Here is a 16,002-nt window from a genome sequence, read left to right as displayed (position 1 = left end):
GCCTCAGGAAAGTGCGACCGCCGCAAAGACGCGGAAGACGGACAAGCGGGTGACAGCCGTTCGGGCTCGACGGAGCCGGCTGCGGTATGGTTCGCGTACTCGTGCGGTCGCAAAGGCATCCATCCTCAGACCCACTCGCCGGATTCGAAGGCATCCTGCAAGCCGATGCGTACGGCGGCTTCGACGAATTGTACGCAAGTGGCAAGATCCGCGAGGCTGCTTGTCGGGACCACGCGCGGAGAAATGACTACGAGATCCACGCGAGCATACCGACGGACGAGACCCACAAACTGCTCGGGACTCACCAGGATCGCGAGCGCCTGACGGAACGATGCGGCCGAGACCGGCGCCGCTAGGGCTGCCGACTCACGCATTGCCGCTCACTCGCGGCGGCGCGGTCACGCGGTTGAGCGGTCGCCTCGGCAACGCGGTCGACCCAGCTCCGGTAGAACGCGCGGTACTTGAGCACGAGCTTGTCGTACCTGCTGTACGCGCCGCCGCCGTCCGGCTTCATCCCGTTCCAGATCTTGACGTCGTACCCCGCGGCCTGTTTGGTCTGCAGCCCGAACAGCACGTAGTCGGTCGCGCGACGCAGAGCGCCGCCCACCTTCTTGATCGAGATGAGCATGTGCATGACGTTCTTGCCGTCGCTCACCGGCGTCACGCACTGGAGCAGCTCGTATTTGACGTCTCCGTCCAGCGCGACGGTCATGACGCACCCGCCGGGGTATCCATCGAAGTGCAGGTTCATCTGCGACATGTCCATGCCGAGCGCGCGCGACAGCATGCCGAGGGGCCCGAAGTACCGGTCCACGGTGAAGTCGATCCCGGCACCGAACCACGCGCCCGCCCGCGCCAGCGACTCGACCTCCGGCCACTGGCGCCAGTCGTCGAAGAGCTTGAGCTCGAAGGCCGAGACCGGGAGCGCGTGCACGGGGGTCGCGTGCTGCGCGTCGTAGAAGTTCTCGACGATCCGCAAGACCGCCGTCGTCGTCTCGAACGCGAAGTGCAGGTGCATGAAGTCGCCGTTGTCGACGTCGGCCGCGGCGATTTCGGGCAGCGGGTGCAGCGGCTGCGGGGAGCCGTACCAGACCCACACGTAGCCGTACCGCTCGGCGGTGACCAACGTCGGCTGGCGCGCCCCGCGCGGGACGGGCTCCAGCCGGCGCACCTCCGGGCTGTGGCCGGGGATGTGAACGCACTGGCCCTGCTCGTCGTACCGCCAGTGGTGAAACGGGCACTGGATGCACCCGTCCTTGATCCGCCCGTCGGCCAGGTTCGCGCCAAGGTGCGAGCAGTGACGGTCCATCACCACGGCCCGGCCCGTCGCGCCGCGCCACGCCACGCACGGACGGCCGAACAGTGTCAACTCCGCCGGCTTGTCCTTGAGGTCGTCCGAGCGCATCGCGACGTACCAGCTCGCGGCCAGGCGCGTGGTCGCGTCGTACGCCGCCTGGGGTTGCTCCTTGACGCTCGGTTGATCGAATTGAATGTCGTCCATCGTTTTTTGTGTGGTCGTCGGTCGATTACTTCAGCGCCAGGCCGATGCGGGTCGTGATGTACGCCTTGAGCAGCGCGAACATCGGGTTGTAGTCGAAGTACTTTTTCACCTCTGCCGGCGCGCTGGTTTGCGTCCAGTACATCAGCTTCATCGCCGGCAGCAGGCTGTACTTCGAGTTGTTGAGCTGCGGCTTGTCCCCCGTGATGCAGTACCCGAAGCCGAACATCGGCCTGGCGAAGTCTCGTTCGTCGATGAGGGCGTGAATCCGCGCCGCGGCCTCCTCGGCCGGCTTGCGCCCGGCGCTCACGGCCTCGACCTCCGCCTTGGCGTCGTTGAACAACTGGTAGTACTCCTCCATGTCCGCGCACAGGTACCCGAGGTACGGCGGATCGTTGTCGAGGTGATCGAGGTCGCCCTCGTCGCGCGACGCGCGGAACCTCGCGTGGGCTTGCACGAGCCGGAACTGCCCGAGGATCGTGCCGACCGCCCACAGCCGGTGGAACGCGTCCCACAGGCGGAAGTCCGAGAACGCCGTGTAGCAGCAGCTGACGAAGTCGTCGTTGTGATCCAAAAGCTTCTGCTGCAGGCGCTCGATGTACTCGAAGCGCTCGGGGGAGAAGTCGTCGTCGCGCAGCGCCTTGATGAGGCGCGCCGCGAGCGCGTGGATGGTCACCGCGGTGTTCTCGAGCCCCCGGGAAAAGAGCGGGTCGATGAACCCGTTCGCGTGCAGCATCAGGCAGTAGCGATCGCCGACGCAGGCGCTCGACGAGAACTGCAGGCGGTCGGTCTTGACCCAGTCGCGCACCGGCACGGCGTCCCGGAACTGCGCGCCGATGCTCGGAAACCGCGCGAGGAACTCGTCGAATTCCTGCTGCGCGGAGATGTCCGTTTTCGGGTAGACACGCGGGTCGAGCTGCAGGCCGACGCTCACCAGGTTGTTGGTCGACCGCGGGTGGTTGTTGAACGGAATCACCCAGAGCCAGCCGCCCTCGAACATGTGGTGCAAGGTCCCCTCGTGCCAGCGCCAGCGCTGCCCCTTGACCTTGAAGATGTCGTCGAACGGCTTGACCCCGAGCATGTGCGTGTAGAGGCTGCGCGAGTGCGTCTTGAAGCGGCACGGCTCTTCGCGGAGCCCGAACTTGGTCGCGAGCGGCGCGCGGGGCCCCCCGCAGTCGATCATGTACCGGCCGGTGAACAGTTCGCCCTGGGCGGTAGTCACCGCGACGCCGTCCTTGTCGGCGTGGTATTCGGTCACGTTCGTCTTCTGGCGGACCGTGCAGCCGTATTTGATGGCGGCTTGCAACAGGTAGGCGTCGACGTCTTGCCGGTAATAATGGCTCTCCGGCCCCCACGGCAGCTCGGGAATCACGCACTGCGTGAACTCCTTCGGGTCATGCTCCTGGCCGGGCTTGTGGAACACGAAGCCGAAATTGCGCTTGATGCCCGTGCTCGACGCGACGTAACGCTGCGTCGCATAGAACGACGTGATGTGGTCGAGCTCCGGAATGCCGTAGCGATCGGCGATGATGCGGTTCATCAGAGACGTCTCGGGGATCGACGATTCGCCGATCGTGAACCGCGGGTGCGACGACTCCTCGATGATCAGCACGCGAAACTGTTGTTTGGCCAGGATGGCCCCCATCTGGGTGCCGGACATGCCCGAGCCGAGGATGATCACGTCGAAGTGGTTGCTATCGCGCCCGTTCGCGGGGCTCTTCTGAGTCATGGGGGCAAACTCTCCTTGTGAGATGGAACACATGGCCGCGCGCATCAGGATTCGTCGAGCGCGGCGCGGAGGCGGGACCGCGCGGCACGCGTGAGTTCGAGTAGATCGCCGAGCATGCTGGGCGCGTATCCCCCGCTGCCGATCGTGGGGCCGCTTCGCCCGGCTTCGTACGTCCGCTCCGCCAACTTGAGGTGAGGCGCCCGGAAGTGCAGCAGGACCTCGAAGACCCGCTCGAGGGCCGCCAGCCCGGCCCCGACGGGTTCGCCCCGCACGCGGGCCGCTTGCGCCTCGTCGAGCGCGCGGTCGACGAGCGCCGGCCCCCCGGCGAACCGGGCGTAGACCTCCCTGAACGCGGGAAGCACATAGGGCAGGTACGTCTCCTTGAATTCTCGATAAGCCGGGTGGTCCGATTGCGAGCCCCACAGGACGTGCTCCAGCACGAAGAGCGGCATCTCTACGGCGCCGGGGCCGAGGTAGCTCTGCCCCCCGACTCGAATCGGTTCGTAGTACGGGCGGAGCTCGTCGTAGAAGACTTGCGGCGAGATGAAGCGGTAGGCGTAAACGATCGATTCGACCATTTTCTGTAGATAGGCCGCCAGCTCGACGCACCCTTGCTCGAACGCGGGCGACCGCAGGGGCACGTCGGACAGCTCGACGGTCAACGCGATGGCCGCCTCGAGGGACGCCATCGAGATGCGTACGCTCTCGAGCAGGTGCGCTTCGTCGCGGAGCCCGGTGTAGCTCCGCTGCGCGTCGGCCGCCGCGGGGTTCCAGACCGTCACATGCAGGAGCGTCTCGCGCGGCGGCAGGTCGGTCGCACGCGCCAGGTCGAGCAGCACCGGCTCGAGCCCGGGCACCGCGTCCACGGGCTCGTGTCCGTGCCGCTTGAGCGACCCCAGGAAGAACCCGATGTCCCGCATCGCGGCGGCGGCTTCGACGAAGCCCCAGCCGGCGGGCACGCCGTGCACCGGAAGGAACTCGCGCAACAGGCCGACGATGCCGGGCACGTCCTTCCTGCGATTCAGGCCCGGCAGTTGCAGGACGAGCGCCCTCGCCTGCAGCGGATCGCAGGCTGCCACCTCGGCGTGCGTGGCCGCGAATGTGCATACCGGGTCCAGGGCGCTTTCCACTACAGGACCTCCGGCGTCGCGAGCGTCGGCCCGGGCTGGCTGCGAGACCGCCCCGCGTCGCCCTCGCGCAGCGACCGCAGGTAGTCGTAGTTCGTCGGCAGGCTCGTCCGCAGACGCTCGGCCTCGCGCCGGATGCGGGCGAACATCGCCTCGGCCTTATCGATCGACTCCGGCCGGTGCCGCAAGAGCGGCAGCGACCGGTCGGGCAGCAGCCCCAAGCCGGCAAAAATGCAGTAGTAGTTTCCGTTCAACCAGAAGTTCTTGAATTCGTAGTCGAAGGTCTCGTAGTACGTGGAATCGTCGAACGACGTGGTGGTCAGCGGCAGCCCCGCCTTGTAACGTTCAACCTTCTCCTTGATGGCGTCCGAGAGCCGCAGGTCGTGCCGGTTCGCGAGCCAGAACGGCGTGTCTTCGCGCGACGTGGTGAAATAGTGCGCCTGGACGAAATCTCGGCAGTCGTCGAACATGTAGACGATCTCGGCGTTGAATGCGTCGGTCAACCGCGGGTCGAACGAGGTGTCGGGGAAGTGCTTCACGAGCTGGTAGAGCGCCGCGTAGATGAAGTAGATTCCCGTCGATTCCAGGGGCTCCAAAAAGCACGACGACAGCCCGATAGAGACGCAGTTATTGACCCACGCCCGCCTGTTGCGCCCGACCCGGAACTTGATCTGGTTGAGCGGCTGCTTGTCCGAGAGGCCCCAGAGGTCGAGGAAGTCGGCGGTGGCCTGGTCGCGCGACGTGAACTTGCTCGAGAAGACGTAGCCGCTGCCGAACCGGCCAAGCATGGGAATTTTCCAGGTCCACCCCGAGTTCATGGCGATCGCGGAGGTGTACGGCTCGATCCCCACGCGCGCGTCGTCGTTGGGCACGGCGCTGGCGACCGCGCTGTCGCACAGCAGGTAGTCGGACATGTCGATGAAGGGTTCCTTCAAGGCCTGGTTGATCAGGAGCCCCCGCATGCCGGAGCAGTCGATGAACAGGTCCGCCTCCAGCGTGCGCCCCTCCTTGGTGGACAGGCTGGAGATGTAGCCTCGCTCGTTCAGGTGAACGTCCACGACCTCGTCGACCACGCGCTTCACCCCGCGTTCGACGGCCCAGCGCTTCAGGAAGTCGGCCACCAGGTGCGCGTCGAAGTGCCACGCGTGGGACATCTGGCGGGTGCCGTCGGCCAGGCACGGTGCCAGATTGCCGTCGAGCGCCCCGGGCTGCGGGTAGCACGCGTACTCCATCGGCTGCTGGAAGCCCTGTTCGCGCTTGCGCAGCCAGTAGTGGGTAAGCGGCACGCCGTCGCAGTTCGGCACGCTGCCGAACAAATGGTAGAAGTAATCGTCGCGCGAGCGGTCGGGAGACTTCCTCCAGTTCACGAACTTGATGGCGGCCTTGAATGCGCCGTTCACCTGGGGCATCCACTCCCGCTCCGGTATCCCGAGGAAGTCGAAGAACACCTTCTGCAAACTCGGGATGGTCGCCTCGCCCACGCCGATCCGGGGGATCGCCGCAGACTCGATGAGCGTAATGTTCGCCTGCTGTTGGAGCGCCCGGACGAGGTACGAGGCGGCCATCCAGCCCGCGGTGCCGCCGCCCACGATGACGATATTCTTGATCGGATTGCTCATGACACGCTTCCCATAGGATTTAAAAACCGAATGGACTTCCGAGAGGGTGGTCAATTAATCGGCACCCAGAATAGGCTGGCGATTATTTAAATCAAACTGATATGTTTGACAGGGTTTTTATTTTTTATCCACCACATTTAATTGCGCCATCCCAAATCGGAAAACTATACGTGCCGAAAGGAAATAATTTCATATTGGAGTTTTTTATTTTCGAGCAATTTTATGGTTAGCGTTTGTTTATTAAACAATCCATATTGTTGCGGTAGCTGTGGACGACTGCGTTATCTTGGACTTCGTAAAGTCCAATAAAAACGGCAATGGAAAGTCGGATTGTGCCGCCGAGCTAAACAGTTCAATTTTAGTCACATGAGAGGAATTATGCGGAATTTGGTGAAAAGCATCCTGATTGTGGGCGGGGGAAGCGCGGGATGGATGACCGTCGCCCATCTTTCCGAAGCGTATGGTTACAAGGTAAAAATCTCACTGATCGAGTCACTCACCATTCCAAAAATTTGAGTGGTCGAGGCAACCATTCCGAATCTGCAAGAGGTATTAGCCATGCGTGGCATTTCGACGCTCATCTCGTCGCCAATTACCTCGGGGATCTCGCGGCAAGTTGGGGTGTCGAGCATATCGAGGGCGAAGTCGTCGAGACGCGACTGAATGAAGATGGCGAAATCAAGCTCGTTGAAGCAACTGCCAGACCCCATCGGCAGCAGTGACCGTGCGAAGACCCGGCAGGGACCGGCAATGATGAAAGCGGAAAGCGCGTCGGAGCGCGCTACCCACGCTGCTTTTCCTCGAAATACGGCTGACGTGCCGCGACGAGACGCAACTCGTCGAGCAACGCCGCGGCAGCACGCAACAGATCGTCGAGCGTGACGATGCCCACCAGTTGGCCGTCGTCGCCGACGACCGGAAGCCGGCGTATGCCATGCTGCCGCATGCGCTTTGCGAGCAGCCAGACATCTTCGTCGCCGTTTGCAACCGCGACGGGTTCCGACATGATGTCCCCGACGAACAGCGAGCCCGCCTCCGCGCCCGGGCTCACCACGGCGAGCACGATGTCGCGGTCGGTCACCATGCCGACCGGCAGAAGGTGCCCTTCCCGTTCACGCACCACGACCAGATCGCCAGCGTGCGCATCGCGCATCCGTTCGGCTGCCTCGACGACCGTGATCGTTTCGAAACACGTGGCGACATCGCGAGTGCAGAGCATCGCAGCATTCATGTCATCTCCTGGTTGTCCCGGGCAACGCGAGTCGTCACCGCGGTTCGGACATCCTTGACCGTCGATCAACGTCTGTCCTGCTCCGAACCGATCAGGCAATCGACAGGTGATCGACGACTTCGCGCACACCCCTCACCGACCCTGCCGCGCCGCACGCGGCACGCTTTTCGGCCAGCGATGCGACCGTGCCCGTCAACGTAACGATCCCGTCGGCCGCGTCGATCGAAATCCCCGCGGATTCGCGCCGTGCGCGTCGCGCAAGCGCTTCGGCAACCCGGGCGCCGACGTCCGGCACCGTATGGTCGGTACGCACCCGGATGCGGTTCGCCACGCCGACGACGCCGATCATCCGGCTCACCATCGCTTCCGCCGCACGGCTCTGGAACGCGTGATCCACTTCGCCATCGAGCGTCACGCAGCCGTGATCGACCTCGACGCGAATCTCGTGATCGCGTAACGCGTCCTGCCAGCCGAGCGCGAACGTGATCGCGATCGCCAGTTCCTGATCGGCGCAGGCGCTCTCCGGCGGCGCAACGTTCAGTTCGAGCACCAGCGCGCGCGCGTCCGCGACATGCAGCGCCGTTTTCTGCGCCTCGAGTTTCTGGGCCCAGCTGTCGACCGTGCCGCGCAACGTGACGATCCGGTCGCGGACGTCGACGTCGATCCGGCGCGCGTCGATCGCCGGATTCCAGAAAAGCGCCTGCTCGACATCCTGCTTGAGTGCTGCATCGGACTTCATGGCGGTCTCCAGTCGGCCCGTGTCGATCGCGGGTCTTGCAATCGGATGCGTGCCGCACCGCATTCAGCATCGCGCATGGCGGCTCGGGCAGCTTGACGAGGATCAATCAACAGCGGGCTTGCCGCAGCGGGCGGCCGGCGGGCGACGCCTGAATGTGTCCGTTGATACGGTTCGGTGCGCCACACGATCACGACACCGGATTCCACGAAAGCCGTGGCAACCGGAACGCTTCGCGAATTCCTCTTACGGTATCGGTGTTATCCAAGATGGAACACGGCATCGCCGCAGGTATTGAGCCAGGTCAACGGGTTCACCGCCGCGCCGCTGTAGGAAACGTCCTACAGCCCTTCCGCATCACCTACCTCATCTTCAATGCCGGCTGATTTCCCTGGCGCTGCGCGGCATCCATACTTCCCATCAAGAACAACAAACACACGTGCCTCCCGGCGCAAAGGCAGCATCACCGTCGAGACCGGCGCATCGGTCTCCTGGCCCATCCGGTGGGGTTCTCCCTTCACGAAGGCGGCAGACGCCAAGGCCGCCAGCAATACAGCCAGCGCGATCCTGCCCGACAGCAATTCGCCGCTGCCCCACGAATTGGAGCCGATCATGGAGAGCCATGCCAATGTCTCGACGACCATGCCGTTGCACCCGTTACGTCCGTTACGCCCGTTCATCCCGCTGCGTCCCGTCGAGCCGGCGGACCAGCCGAAGCGCGCCACGTCCCGATGTTCGACATGCACGTTGCGTACCGTCTGCATGCCGCCCGATCTTTCGCCTGACGATTTCGCGCGTCTCGACGCAATGATCTGCACGACACGTCACGTCAGGCGCGGTGAAACGCTGTTTCGCGCAGGCGATGTGTTCAACAGCATCTATGCGGTGAGAACCGGTTCGTTCAAGACCACCATGATGCATCGTGACGGGAACGAGCAGATCACCGGCTTCCAGATCGTCGGCGAATCGCTCGGGCTCGACGGCGTGCACACCGGGCACCACAACGGCGACGCGATCGCGCTCGAGGACAGCACCGTCTGCATCATCCCGTTCGGCCAGCTCGAGCAGATGTGTCGCGAAGTACGGTCGATGCAACATCACGTGTACCAGATGATGAGCGGCGAAATCGTCCGCGAATCCGCGCTGATGCTGCTGCTCGGCACGATGACAGCCGAGCAGCGCGTGGCCGCATTCCTGCTGAACCTTTCCACGCGCTTCAAGGCACGCGGCTACTCCGCCGCGGAATTCGTGCTGCGGATGACGCGCGACGAGATCGGAGAATATCTCGGGATGAAGCTCGAAACGGTCAGCCGCATGCTGTCGAAGTTCCAGCACAAGGGGCTCGTCGCGGCGCACGGCAAGCAGATTCGCATCGTCGATTCGGACGGCCTCGAGCAAATCTGACCTCGCTGCGGGTGCGTCGCACGCAGGCTCCCGGGGCTCGCCGACCTCCGCACACTGGACATCCGACAGGCTCGCGCATGAGCGTTCCTGTTCAGCCGACAAGCAAGGCTTTGTCGGACCTTGCCCGGATCGCCGACCATGTAGAGCGCTTTCGAGTCGGGTCGATCGGCTGGATCGGCTGCGTCGTGCCTGTGCCGCCGACGGCCGCACGACGGCACTCGAAGCATGCCGCTACCCGTCGAATGCGGCACATCTTGCGACGACGCAACCGCCGGAGACTCATTGGCCGTGCCCGCCCAGTTTCCGGATCACCTCGTCATACCCGATTTCCTCCGATTCGGCGTTGCATCCGTTGGCATGGGCAAAGGCGCCGGCCACGAGCGTTCCATTGACATGCGCAGCGTCATCGGAATTTTCGAAACCATCTTCCGAATCGAACGCGCGTAGCCGCAGCTGTTCATACTCATTTCGATTGCCGCAACCGAACGTCACGCGCCGGCATTGGCCGCCGTCGTTCCAGTCCACGTAATACATCGCATCGCGCCGCTTGATGCGATCACCGGGTTTCAGTGTGCGCTCGTAGACGCGCGCGGTGGAATCGCTCGCTTGTTCCTCGCGGCACGTCATGTCGAGCCGGTCGTAGAAGCCTTGCGCCTTCACGTGCGAGGTCAGCTGCATGCGAACCTTCTTGTCGTGGTTGACGCCCTCGGTCATGCGCTGCACGGCCTCGTTCAGGATCCGTATTCCGAGCCCCTTTTCTCGCGCTGCCGGCGCCACGCACAGCACATGCAGCTCGACTTGCTTGGCGATGTCGGTCGCCTTCTTCCGCGACTCGTCCGTCTTGAAGGTTTCGTAAGCGAATACGCCAACCGGCGTCGCCTTGTCATACGGCGTCGCGCCGTTCGCGCCAGTATCCTTGCAAAGGTATCTCGTCAGTTCGGGTTGATTCGGCCTCGATTTGACAAAGAGGTCGGCGCCTTCACGCTGCTGCGTATGCGGGTCGTCGTGGAGCGGGTAATAGTTGCCATACAGCCAGTAGTCGTCGGCGCGGGCCCAGTCCGGCCGGCACATCCTGTTGACGATCGTGTCGACGCCGCCGTTGCTTTCCAGACGATGCAGGTCTTTTCCCCATGTGTTGTTCAACTGTTTGCCCGTTTTCACGGTGACAGGCCGGCATTCGATTTCCGCCGATGCGTGCCGAGGCATGGCCGCGCTCGCCACCGTCACCGCCACCGCAATCAGCACGCCCTGCATCGATACGCACTTACCCCAGATTCGCGTCTTCATGATGTTGCCCTCCGTTGGTTGGTCTTTGCTCCATGCCGCACGCTCACAGGCACATCGCTTTTTTCGCGATCGCCCATCGGTGCATCCGGTCTTCGAGTCCATTGACACCGCCGTTGATGCGCCTCGTCAGCGACACGAAATCGCCCGAGTCGGCGATCAGGTTGCAGCCGTGCCGTTCCCACCACCAGGCCGCCGAGCGCGCGGCCAGCGGTTCCCGTTCGAGGAGTTCGGGCTGGCGCTCGAGATCGGCACCGAGTGCGTTGCCGCATTCGCGGTAATTCGCGCGCCCGGTGATCTGGATGAGCCCGCGTCCGAGGAAGCGCCTGCCATCGCCCGCCTGGACGTTGCCGAGTTCGGCGGCCTTGCGCGACGGCGGCTCATAGGCGCGCTGTGCAGTTGTCGGCCCCCACAGCTCGCGCGTGAGCGTGAAGCCGAGCGTCTCGTGGCCGGTCTGCGCGACGAAGGCCGCGATACGCCCGGGGGTCGAGATGCCGTACTCGGCCATCGCGGCGGCAAGTGCCGGATACCAGCGTTGCGCGAGCACGGCGGATACGGCGGCGGCGGACTGGAATTCATCGGGTGTCATCGCGTTCTCCTTGCGAGGCATGGCCGAGCGAGGCCGCGCCGGACGCGCTCGGCGGTGAGGAAACGGTCGAAGCAGTCAACGCGGCAGCGTCGTCCACCTCCGAACGCGTCGGGCTGCGCGGCGAAGGCGGAACGTTGCGATGCGCAGCCGGCCCGGTTCGTTGCGATTGCGCGTCGATCGCGGCGACGATCGCGCGCAGCGACTCCGGCTTGACGCTGACTTCGCCTGCGAACGGACGGTCGACGGCAAGCACGAAGAAGAACGCGAGTCCGAGCGTGAGCGCCCAGCTCGCGACGAGCGCGATGTTGAAGCGCGTGCCCGGAAGGATGTAAAGGAGCAGAAACGACACGACACTCGCGAGCAGCACCACGCCCCACAGCGTGGCCGGCATCGCGACGTCGAGCGTCAGCAGGCGCTGTTCGCGATGCTTGGCCATCTCGTTGACGCGTGCGAGCACCTCGCCGAGCAGCACGCTTTGCCGCTCGCTGCGCGGCTCGATCCGGTTGGCCATGTCGAACAGGCGATCGAAGCGGGCCGCCGCCTGCGCATCCGCACTCGCGTGCTGCTGCATCGTCGGCCACTCGTAACGGACGACACCGTCGAGATAGGCGCGCAGCGCGCCCGAGGCGGCGTCGGCAACCGGATCGCCGAACGCGGCGAGATCGCGCGACAGCTCGCCGGCCGCGGTCGCTTCCGCGTCCACGGTGCGCTCCGCGCTGTTGTACGCGTCCCACACGCTGATCGCCGAAAACGCGACGAGCAGCGAGTTGATCGTCGTGATGACCGACACCATCGTGATCGCCATCGCTCGCTGCTCGGGATGCACGTCGACCGGCGCGATGCGGCGGAACAGCGCGTAGCCGGCCAATGCGGCCGCGACGGTCGCGGTCACGATGAAGAGCCCCATCAGCCACGACGGCCAGTTGTAAAGAAAGAGCATGGTCATTCCCCGATTGCATTTGCGCCGTCGTGACGGCCCGTGCGCGGCGCGTCTGCCGACAGCATTGCGCGTGTGAATTCGGCAAGCCGCTGCTTGACCGCATCGGCCGGCATCCCCGTTTCGAGCGATTGCTGAAGCCGCAGCAGATCCGCCGCGAGTTCGCTTTGCCATTGCACGCGCTCGGTTGCCGCATGGGCGCGATGCGCTTCGAAGGTCGCTTGCGCGGCGGCCGCGGTGTCGCCGCGCACGAGCGTCTCGAGCGTTTCGACGAGCCGGTGCAGCAGCCGATGCACGGCGGTCGCCGAGAAACCGCCGAGCATCGCAAGCGCCGGCTTGCCGAAGCTGCGCGTGCTTGCGCCGTCGTACAGGTGCGGCGGCAGCAGCTCGACGAGAATCAGGCCCGCGATCACGCCGAGAATCAGCCGCGCGCCGTACGACGCGTCGTACTTCGGGTCGTATGTCGAATTCGCGACGTAGCGATGAGCCTGGAACAGCGTTGCGAATGACGCGCCGAGCCCGGCGCAGAACATCAGGAACAGCGCATTCCACAGCAGCCGGGTGCCGTGCGAATCGAGAAACCCCTGATCGATGTTCGCGACCGACACTTCCGGCGACAGCGACGTCGCAATCACCGCGACCAGAAACGTCGCGGCGGAGAGCGTCAGCGCGCGGATCAGCGGTACCGGGCCGAGCCACGCGAAGCGCGAGCGGACGCGCAGTTCGCCGTCGAGCAGCGTGACCGCCTGCGGCGTCGCGGGCGCGATCGCGACCGCGAGCCGACGATGAATCGCGGCAAGCGCATACGATGCGCCGTGCACGGACGACGCATCGTCCGCCGCGGATTCGGCCGCGGCGCGCGACGCCGCGACCATCAGCATCGACAACTGCGCGATCAGATCGGGCGCCACTGCGATTCCGTGCTGCAATGCGTAGCGCGCCATCGCATTGCATTCGATTTGCAGCTGCCCGATCAGATCGCGCCTCGATGCGGCCGTGTTCGTACCGTCCGCTTCGGGCGGTGCGTCCGCCGTTGTCCGGGACCATGAACGATGCGTGCGCATGACGGTTCTCCACGATGTCGGCGGGCAGCGCGCGCTACAGCCGCACTTCGTCGCCGCAATTGCCGCCCGGCGCCAGGACCAGCATGCCGCCCTTGTCGCGATACACGAATACGTCGGACCAGTCGCGCAGCCGGTAGCGCACTTCCGCGAGCCGTCCGTCGGGCGTGCACAGGAACTGGACCGCCTTGTCCGCGCCGAGGAAGAAATCGTGCAGTTGCGCGTTCTTCAGCTCGTCGAGCCGCACCACCTTGTTGTCGTGCTCGTTCAGGTAGCGGCCGAGGTTCGTGAGGCCCACTGCACGCGCCATCGCGGCAAGCTCGGCGGCATAGCCGGCGGGCGCGTAGCCCGTGCAGCTCCCGTAGCGGTTCCAGTGCTGCTGGAATGCATCGGCGCTCGCAAGCGCGATATACGGCGCGGCATCGCCGGGCAGCGTGTCGGCCGGAACCGCCGCCGTGCCGCAATCGCGCCGAGGCGTATACAGGCCGATCGCCGTGATCCGGATCGGTGTGCCGTCGGCGTCCTGGCGCGCGGACGGCGGCTGGCCGGCCGTGCATGTCTGCGCGCCGTCGCCGCCGACGCACGAGCCTAGCTTCCAGGACAGCGACAGCGTCCAGTCCTGCGCGTGTGCGCCGGCACAGGTCAGAATCAGGCTGGCGGCGCAGGCCGCCCGGGTGATGCGCAACAGGGTCGACATGTCGAATTTCTCCTTGTGTGTGGCGATGTGCGCCGGCCGACGGAATCGGCCGGCGATCGGCGATCGGCGATCGGCCGGCGCGGCTCGCGCGCGGTCAGCGGGCCGCCTGCTGCAACAGCTGGCGAAGGTTCTGGATGCGTGGCAGGCCGGCGCCGAAGCGATTCGCGACGTCGTATTGCACGATCGGCGTGCAGATCATCCGGATCAGATGAAACAGCGCGGCGACGCGCTCCGGCCGGCGCGGCCCGAGATGGCTGGCGATCTGCGGATCGCTCAACAGCAGCGCCGCGAGCCCCGTGATGTGCGGCGCCGCCATCGACGTGCCGGATTCGGCATTGAACGCCGACCCGGGCACGGTCGATACGACGCCGACGCCCGGCCCGCACACGCCGATTTGCGGACCGTGGCACGAGAACGTCGGCGCGAAGAGGCCGTCGGGCGTCGCGGCCTGCGCGACGATCTGCGTTTGCTCCCACGTGTTGCCGGGCAGCTCGCGCTGCAGCCCCAGCGCCGATACCGCAAGCACGTACGGCGACGAGGCCGGGTACTGGACCGGGCCGCCCGAATTGCCGGCCGCGACGATGCATGCGACGCCGGATTGCACGGCCTCCATCAGCTTCTGCTCGACGGCGAGCGACGCCTGCGGCGCGCCAAGGCTCAGGTTCACGACGTCGATGTCGTGGTCGATGCAATAGTCGAGCGCCTGGATCAGCGTACTGAACTGGCCGCCGGGAAAGATCTTCAGCACATGGATCTCTGCGTCGGGCACGAAACCGCGCATCGCCATCTGCGCGTCGGCAGCCTGCGGACTGATTCGCGCGGCGATCACGCCCGCGCAATGCGATCCGTGGCCGATCACGTCGTCCTTCCAGGTATCCGGGTTCTGGTCGTTGGTCAGATCGGCACCGCGCAGGATATGGTTCAACAGCGGATGCGACGCGTCCGCCCCCGAATCCACGATCGCGACGCGAACGCCGCGCCCCGTCGCCGTGGCGGGAAGCTCGTCGAGGCCCATCAGGCGCTGCCCCCACCCGAGCGGCGCACGCGGCGGCACGTTCGGGTTCGGCTGGGACAACGGCGTGAGCCGCACCACGTTCGCCTGATCGCTCGACAGCAGCGGCGCCGGCAAATAGACATTCCAGTACGTGTGGGGCGGTCGCACCGCCAGCGACTGGAGCGGCCCGGGCGCCATCTGCGCGACGGTCAGCGTCGTTTCGCCTCGCGCGTCGGTGGTGCCGCTCACCGGGAAGCCGTCGCCCGCGAGCGTCACCGGCACGCCGGGCTCGGGCTGGTCGTTCGCTCCCAGCACGCGGATCGTCACCGGGCGCAAGATCATCGACGCGACGGCCGCCTGCGGACGAAGCTCGGCGCCGGACTCCTGTTGCGGCTTTTTCCCATAGCCGAGCGGATGATCCTCCTCGACGATCATTCCCGGCGGCGCCGTCGCCTGCAGCACTTGCGCGTTCGCGGGATCCATCTTGACGACATACGTGTCGGTCGCTTCGTCCGGCCTCGCCGACATCATCTGCGCGTTCTTGTGGCTGTTGATCACGCGCACGACCTCGACGCCGGGGAGCCGGCCGACCGCGTTGTCGAGGTCGTGAGCCGACATCGGCGTCACGGCCGCCTGACGTGCGAGCACGCCGCGCCGAGGCGCGATCAGATACTGGCGCTTGCCGCTCGTCACGTGGACCGCTTCGTTGGCCGAATCGGGCGGCGTGACGTCCGATGCGGCAGCCGCGCTGTCCGTCGGCATGGCTGCCGCCTTCGCGGCGGCGGGCTTCTTGTCCTTGTCCATCGCAATCTCCTTCGCGGCGCGCCAATCGCGACGCGTCGCGGGGTTGGTTGGTCGAAAGTAACGGGCGCGCATCCCGACGCGATCGGATCGTTGCGCGACGGGCGTCCGTCGGGTGCGCCACCGCGCGGTCACGCACGGTGGCGCAGGTCTTCAGTAGCAGCGGTCAGTGGAATGCCGGCTGGGCAGGCATGACGGAGAACGGCAGAAAGCCGCCGAGCTGTCCGGCGACGGAGCCGACGGTCGGTGCGACCGACTTCAGGATGTCGCCGAACACGCCTTGCGGTGCGAACGC

At 65.4% G+C, this 16,002-nt stretch carries 16 protein-coding genes and 1 pseudogene; 4 read left to right on the top strand and 13 right to left on the bottom strand.

The features are described 5' to 3' along the window. Nucleotides 1–51: 51 nt before the first annotated feature. A pseudogene (locus BT264_RS04395) lies at nt 52–299 on the top strand (transposase); the annotation flags it as partial. 53 nt (nt 300–352) lie between these two features. Here the strand turns inward: BT264_RS04395 and BT264_RS04390 are convergent. The 4 genes from BT264_RS04390 to BT264_RS04375 are packed head-to-tail and all read right to left on the bottom strand — an operon-like array spanning nt 353 to nt 5,973. Beyond that, nucleotides 353–1,501, bottom strand: a complete 1,149-nt coding sequence (locus BT264_RS04390; RefSeq protein WP_072436878.1) for a Rieske 2Fe-2S domain-containing protein — start codon at nt 1,499–1,501, stop codon at nt 353–355. A gap of 25 nt (nt 1,502–1,526) precedes the next feature. After that, nucleotides 1,527–3,227 (bottom strand): NAD(P)/FAD-dependent oxidoreductase, encoded by a 1,701-nt coding sequence (locus BT264_RS04385; RefSeq protein ID WP_072436879.1) that lies wholly within the window; start codon nt 3,225–3,227, stop codon nt 1,527–1,529. A 44-nt stretch (nt 3,228–3,271) separates the two neighbouring features. Next, nucleotides 3,272–4,357: a monodechloroaminopyrrolnitrin synthase PrnB family protein gene (locus BT264_RS04380; protein ID WP_072436880.1), complete on the bottom strand. Its 1,086-nt coding sequence runs from the start codon at nt 4,355–4,357 to the stop codon at nt 3,272–3,274. After that, nucleotides 4,357–5,973 (bottom strand): tryptophan halogenase family protein, encoded by a 1,617-nt coding sequence (locus BT264_RS04375; protein WP_072436881.1) that lies wholly within the window; start codon nt 5,971–5,973, stop codon nt 4,357–4,359. Before BT264_RS04375 ends, BT264_RS04380 begins: the two co-directional genes overlap by 1 nt. A 366-nt stretch (nt 5,974–6,339) precedes the next feature. Here BT264_RS04375 and BT264_RS40420 point away from each other — a divergent pair, with 366 nt between their 5' ends. Together BT264_RS40420 and BT264_RS39525 are read left to right on the top strand one after the other, a co-directional pair. Continuing rightward, entirely contained in the window at nt 6,340–6,489 is a 150-nt protein-coding gene (locus tag BT264_RS40420; RefSeq protein WP_371293563.1) for a tryptophan 7-halogenase, read from the top strand. Next, complete coding sequence (locus BT264_RS39525) at nt 6,486–6,695, top strand: tryptophan 7-halogenase (RefSeq protein WP_072436882.1); 210 nt, start codon at nt 6,486–6,488, stop codon at nt 6,693–6,695. The genes BT264_RS40420 and BT264_RS39525 overlap by 4 nt, the downstream gene beginning before the upstream one ends. A 59-nt stretch (nt 6,696–6,754) precedes the next feature. Here BT264_RS39525 and BT264_RS04360 read toward each other — a convergent pair whose 3' ends face one another. The 3 genes from BT264_RS04360 to BT264_RS39785 all read right to left on the bottom strand — a co-directional run bounded on the left by BT264_RS04360 (nt 6,755) and on the right by BT264_RS39785 (nt 8,704). Further along, nucleotides 6,755–7,204: a CBS domain-containing protein gene (locus tag BT264_RS04360; protein ID WP_072436883.1), complete on the bottom strand. Its 450-nt coding sequence runs from the start codon at nt 7,202–7,204 to the stop codon at nt 6,755–6,757. A gap of 91 nt (nt 7,205–7,295) precedes the next feature. Further along, complete coding sequence (locus tag BT264_RS04355; protein ID WP_072436884.1) at nt 7,296–7,943, bottom strand: BON domain-containing protein; 648 nt, start codon at nt 7,941–7,943, stop codon at nt 7,296–7,298. 338 nt (nt 7,944–8,281) lie between these two features. Next, nucleotides 8,282–8,704 (bottom strand): hypothetical protein, encoded by a 423-nt coding sequence (locus BT264_RS39785; RefSeq protein WP_256260578.1) that lies wholly within the window; start codon nt 8,702–8,704, stop codon nt 8,282–8,284. On the opposite strand from BT264_RS39785, the gene fnr reads away from it, so the two are divergent. Next, nucleotides 8,589–9,344 (top strand): fumarate/nitrate reduction transcriptional regulator Fnr, encoded by a 756-nt coding sequence (fnr, locus tag BT264_RS04345; RefSeq protein WP_256260562.1) that lies wholly within the window; start codon nt 8,589–8,591, stop codon nt 9,342–9,344. The genes BT264_RS39785 and fnr overlap by 116 nt on opposite strands. A 279-nt stretch (nt 9,345–9,623) precedes the next feature. Here fnr and BT264_RS04340 read toward each other — a convergent pair whose 3' ends face one another. The 6 genes from BT264_RS04340 to BT264_RS04315 all read right to left on the bottom strand — a co-directional run bounded on the left by BT264_RS04340 (nt 9,624) and on the right by BT264_RS04315 (nt 15,710). Then, complete coding sequence (locus BT264_RS04340; RefSeq protein ID WP_177318344.1) at nt 9,624–10,631, bottom strand: GNAT family N-acetyltransferase; 1,008 nt, start codon at nt 10,629–10,631, stop codon at nt 9,624–9,626. 43 nt (nt 10,632–10,674) lie between these two features. After that, nucleotides 10,675–11,217, bottom strand: a complete 543-nt coding sequence (locus BT264_RS04335; protein ID WP_072436888.1) for a glycoside hydrolase family 19 protein — start codon at nt 11,215–11,217, stop codon at nt 10,675–10,677. Then, nucleotides 11,204–12,163, bottom strand: a complete 960-nt coding sequence (locus BT264_RS04330; protein ID WP_256260561.1) for a bestrophin-like domain — start codon at nt 12,161–12,163, stop codon at nt 11,204–11,206. Before BT264_RS04330 ends, BT264_RS04335 begins: the two co-directional genes overlap by 14 nt. Beyond that, complete coding sequence (locus tag BT264_RS04325) at nt 12,160–13,218, bottom strand: hypothetical protein (protein ID WP_239483286.1); 1,059 nt, start codon at nt 13,216–13,218, stop codon at nt 12,160–12,162. The genes BT264_RS04330 and BT264_RS04325 overlap by 4 nt, the downstream gene beginning before the upstream one ends. Before the next feature lie 34 nt (nt 13,219–13,252). Continuing rightward, nucleotides 13,253–13,912 (bottom strand): hypothetical protein, encoded by a 660-nt coding sequence (locus BT264_RS04320; protein ID WP_072436890.1) that lies wholly within the window; start codon nt 13,910–13,912, stop codon nt 13,253–13,255. A 94-nt stretch (nt 13,913–14,006) separates the two neighbouring features. Next, on the bottom strand, nt 14,007–15,710 hold the full coding sequence (locus tag BT264_RS04315; RefSeq protein WP_072436891.1) for a S8 family serine peptidase: 1,704 nt from the start codon (nt 15,708–15,710) through the stop codon (nt 14,007–14,009). Nucleotides 15,711–16,002: the final 292 nt, after the last annotated feature.

This window comes from Burkholderia sp. NFPP32 (genome assembly GCF_900119325.1).
In the GTDB taxonomy this organism is placed as follows: Bacteria; Pseudomonadota; Gammaproteobacteria; order Burkholderiales; family Burkholderiaceae; genus Burkholderia; species Burkholderia pyrrocinia_C.
Note: the sequence above shows the minus strand (reverse complement) of the source record. Positions and strands in the feature narration are given on the sequence as shown.

What these genes read in the sequence shown, in the direction of transcription:
- BT264_RS04340 (WP_177318344.1), bottom strand. Translation starts at nt 10,631, where the DNA reads ATGAAGACGCGAATCTGGGGTAAGTGCGTATCGATGCAGGGCGTGCTG.
- BT264_RS04315 (WP_072436891.1), bottom strand. Translation starts at nt 15,710, where the DNA reads ATGGACAAGGACAAGAAGCCCGCCGCCGCGAAGGCGGCAGCCATGCCG.
- BT264_RS04385 (WP_072436879.1), bottom strand. Translation starts at nt 3,227, where the DNA reads ATGACTCAGAAGAGCCCCGCGAACGGGCGCGATAGCAACCACTTCGAC.
- BT264_RS04335 (WP_072436888.1), bottom strand. Translation starts at nt 11,217, where the DNA reads ATGACACCCGATGAATTCCAGTCCGCCGCCGCCGTATCCGCCGTGCTC.
- BT264_RS04375 (WP_072436881.1), bottom strand. Translation starts at nt 5,973, where the DNA reads ATGAGCAATCCGATCAAGAATATCGTCATCGTGGGCGGCGGCACCGCG.
- BT264_RS39785 (WP_256260578.1), bottom strand. Translation starts at nt 8,704, where the DNA reads ATGCAGACGGTACGCAACGTGCATGTCGAACATCGGGACGTGGCGCGC.
- BT264_RS04355 (WP_072436884.1), bottom strand. Translation starts at nt 7,943, where the DNA reads ATGAAGTCCGATGCAGCACTCAAGCAGGATGTCGAGCAGGCGCTTTTC.
- BT264_RS40420 (WP_371293563.1), top strand. Translation starts at nt 6,340, where the DNA reads ATGAGAGGAATTATGCGGAATTTGGTGAAAAGCATCCTGATTGTGGGC.
- BT264_RS04320 (WP_072436890.1), bottom strand. Translation starts at nt 13,912, where the DNA reads ATGTCGACCCTGTTGCGCATCACCCGGGCGGCCTGCGCCGCCAGCCTG.
- BT264_RS04325 (WP_239483286.1), bottom strand. Translation starts at nt 13,218, where the DNA reads ATGCGCACGCATCGTTCATGGTCCCGGACAACGGCGGACGCACCGCCC.
- BT264_RS04330 (WP_256260561.1), bottom strand. Translation starts at nt 12,163, where the DNA reads ATGACCATGCTCTTTCTTTACAACTGGCCGTCGTGGCTGATGGGGCTC.
- BT264_RS04390 (WP_072436878.1), bottom strand. Translation starts at nt 1,501, where the DNA reads ATGGACGACATTCAATTCGATCAACCGAGCGTCAAGGAGCAACCCCAG.
- BT264_RS04360 (WP_072436883.1), bottom strand. Translation starts at nt 7,204, where the DNA reads ATGAATGCTGCGATGCTCTGCACTCGCGATGTCGCCACGTGTTTCGAA.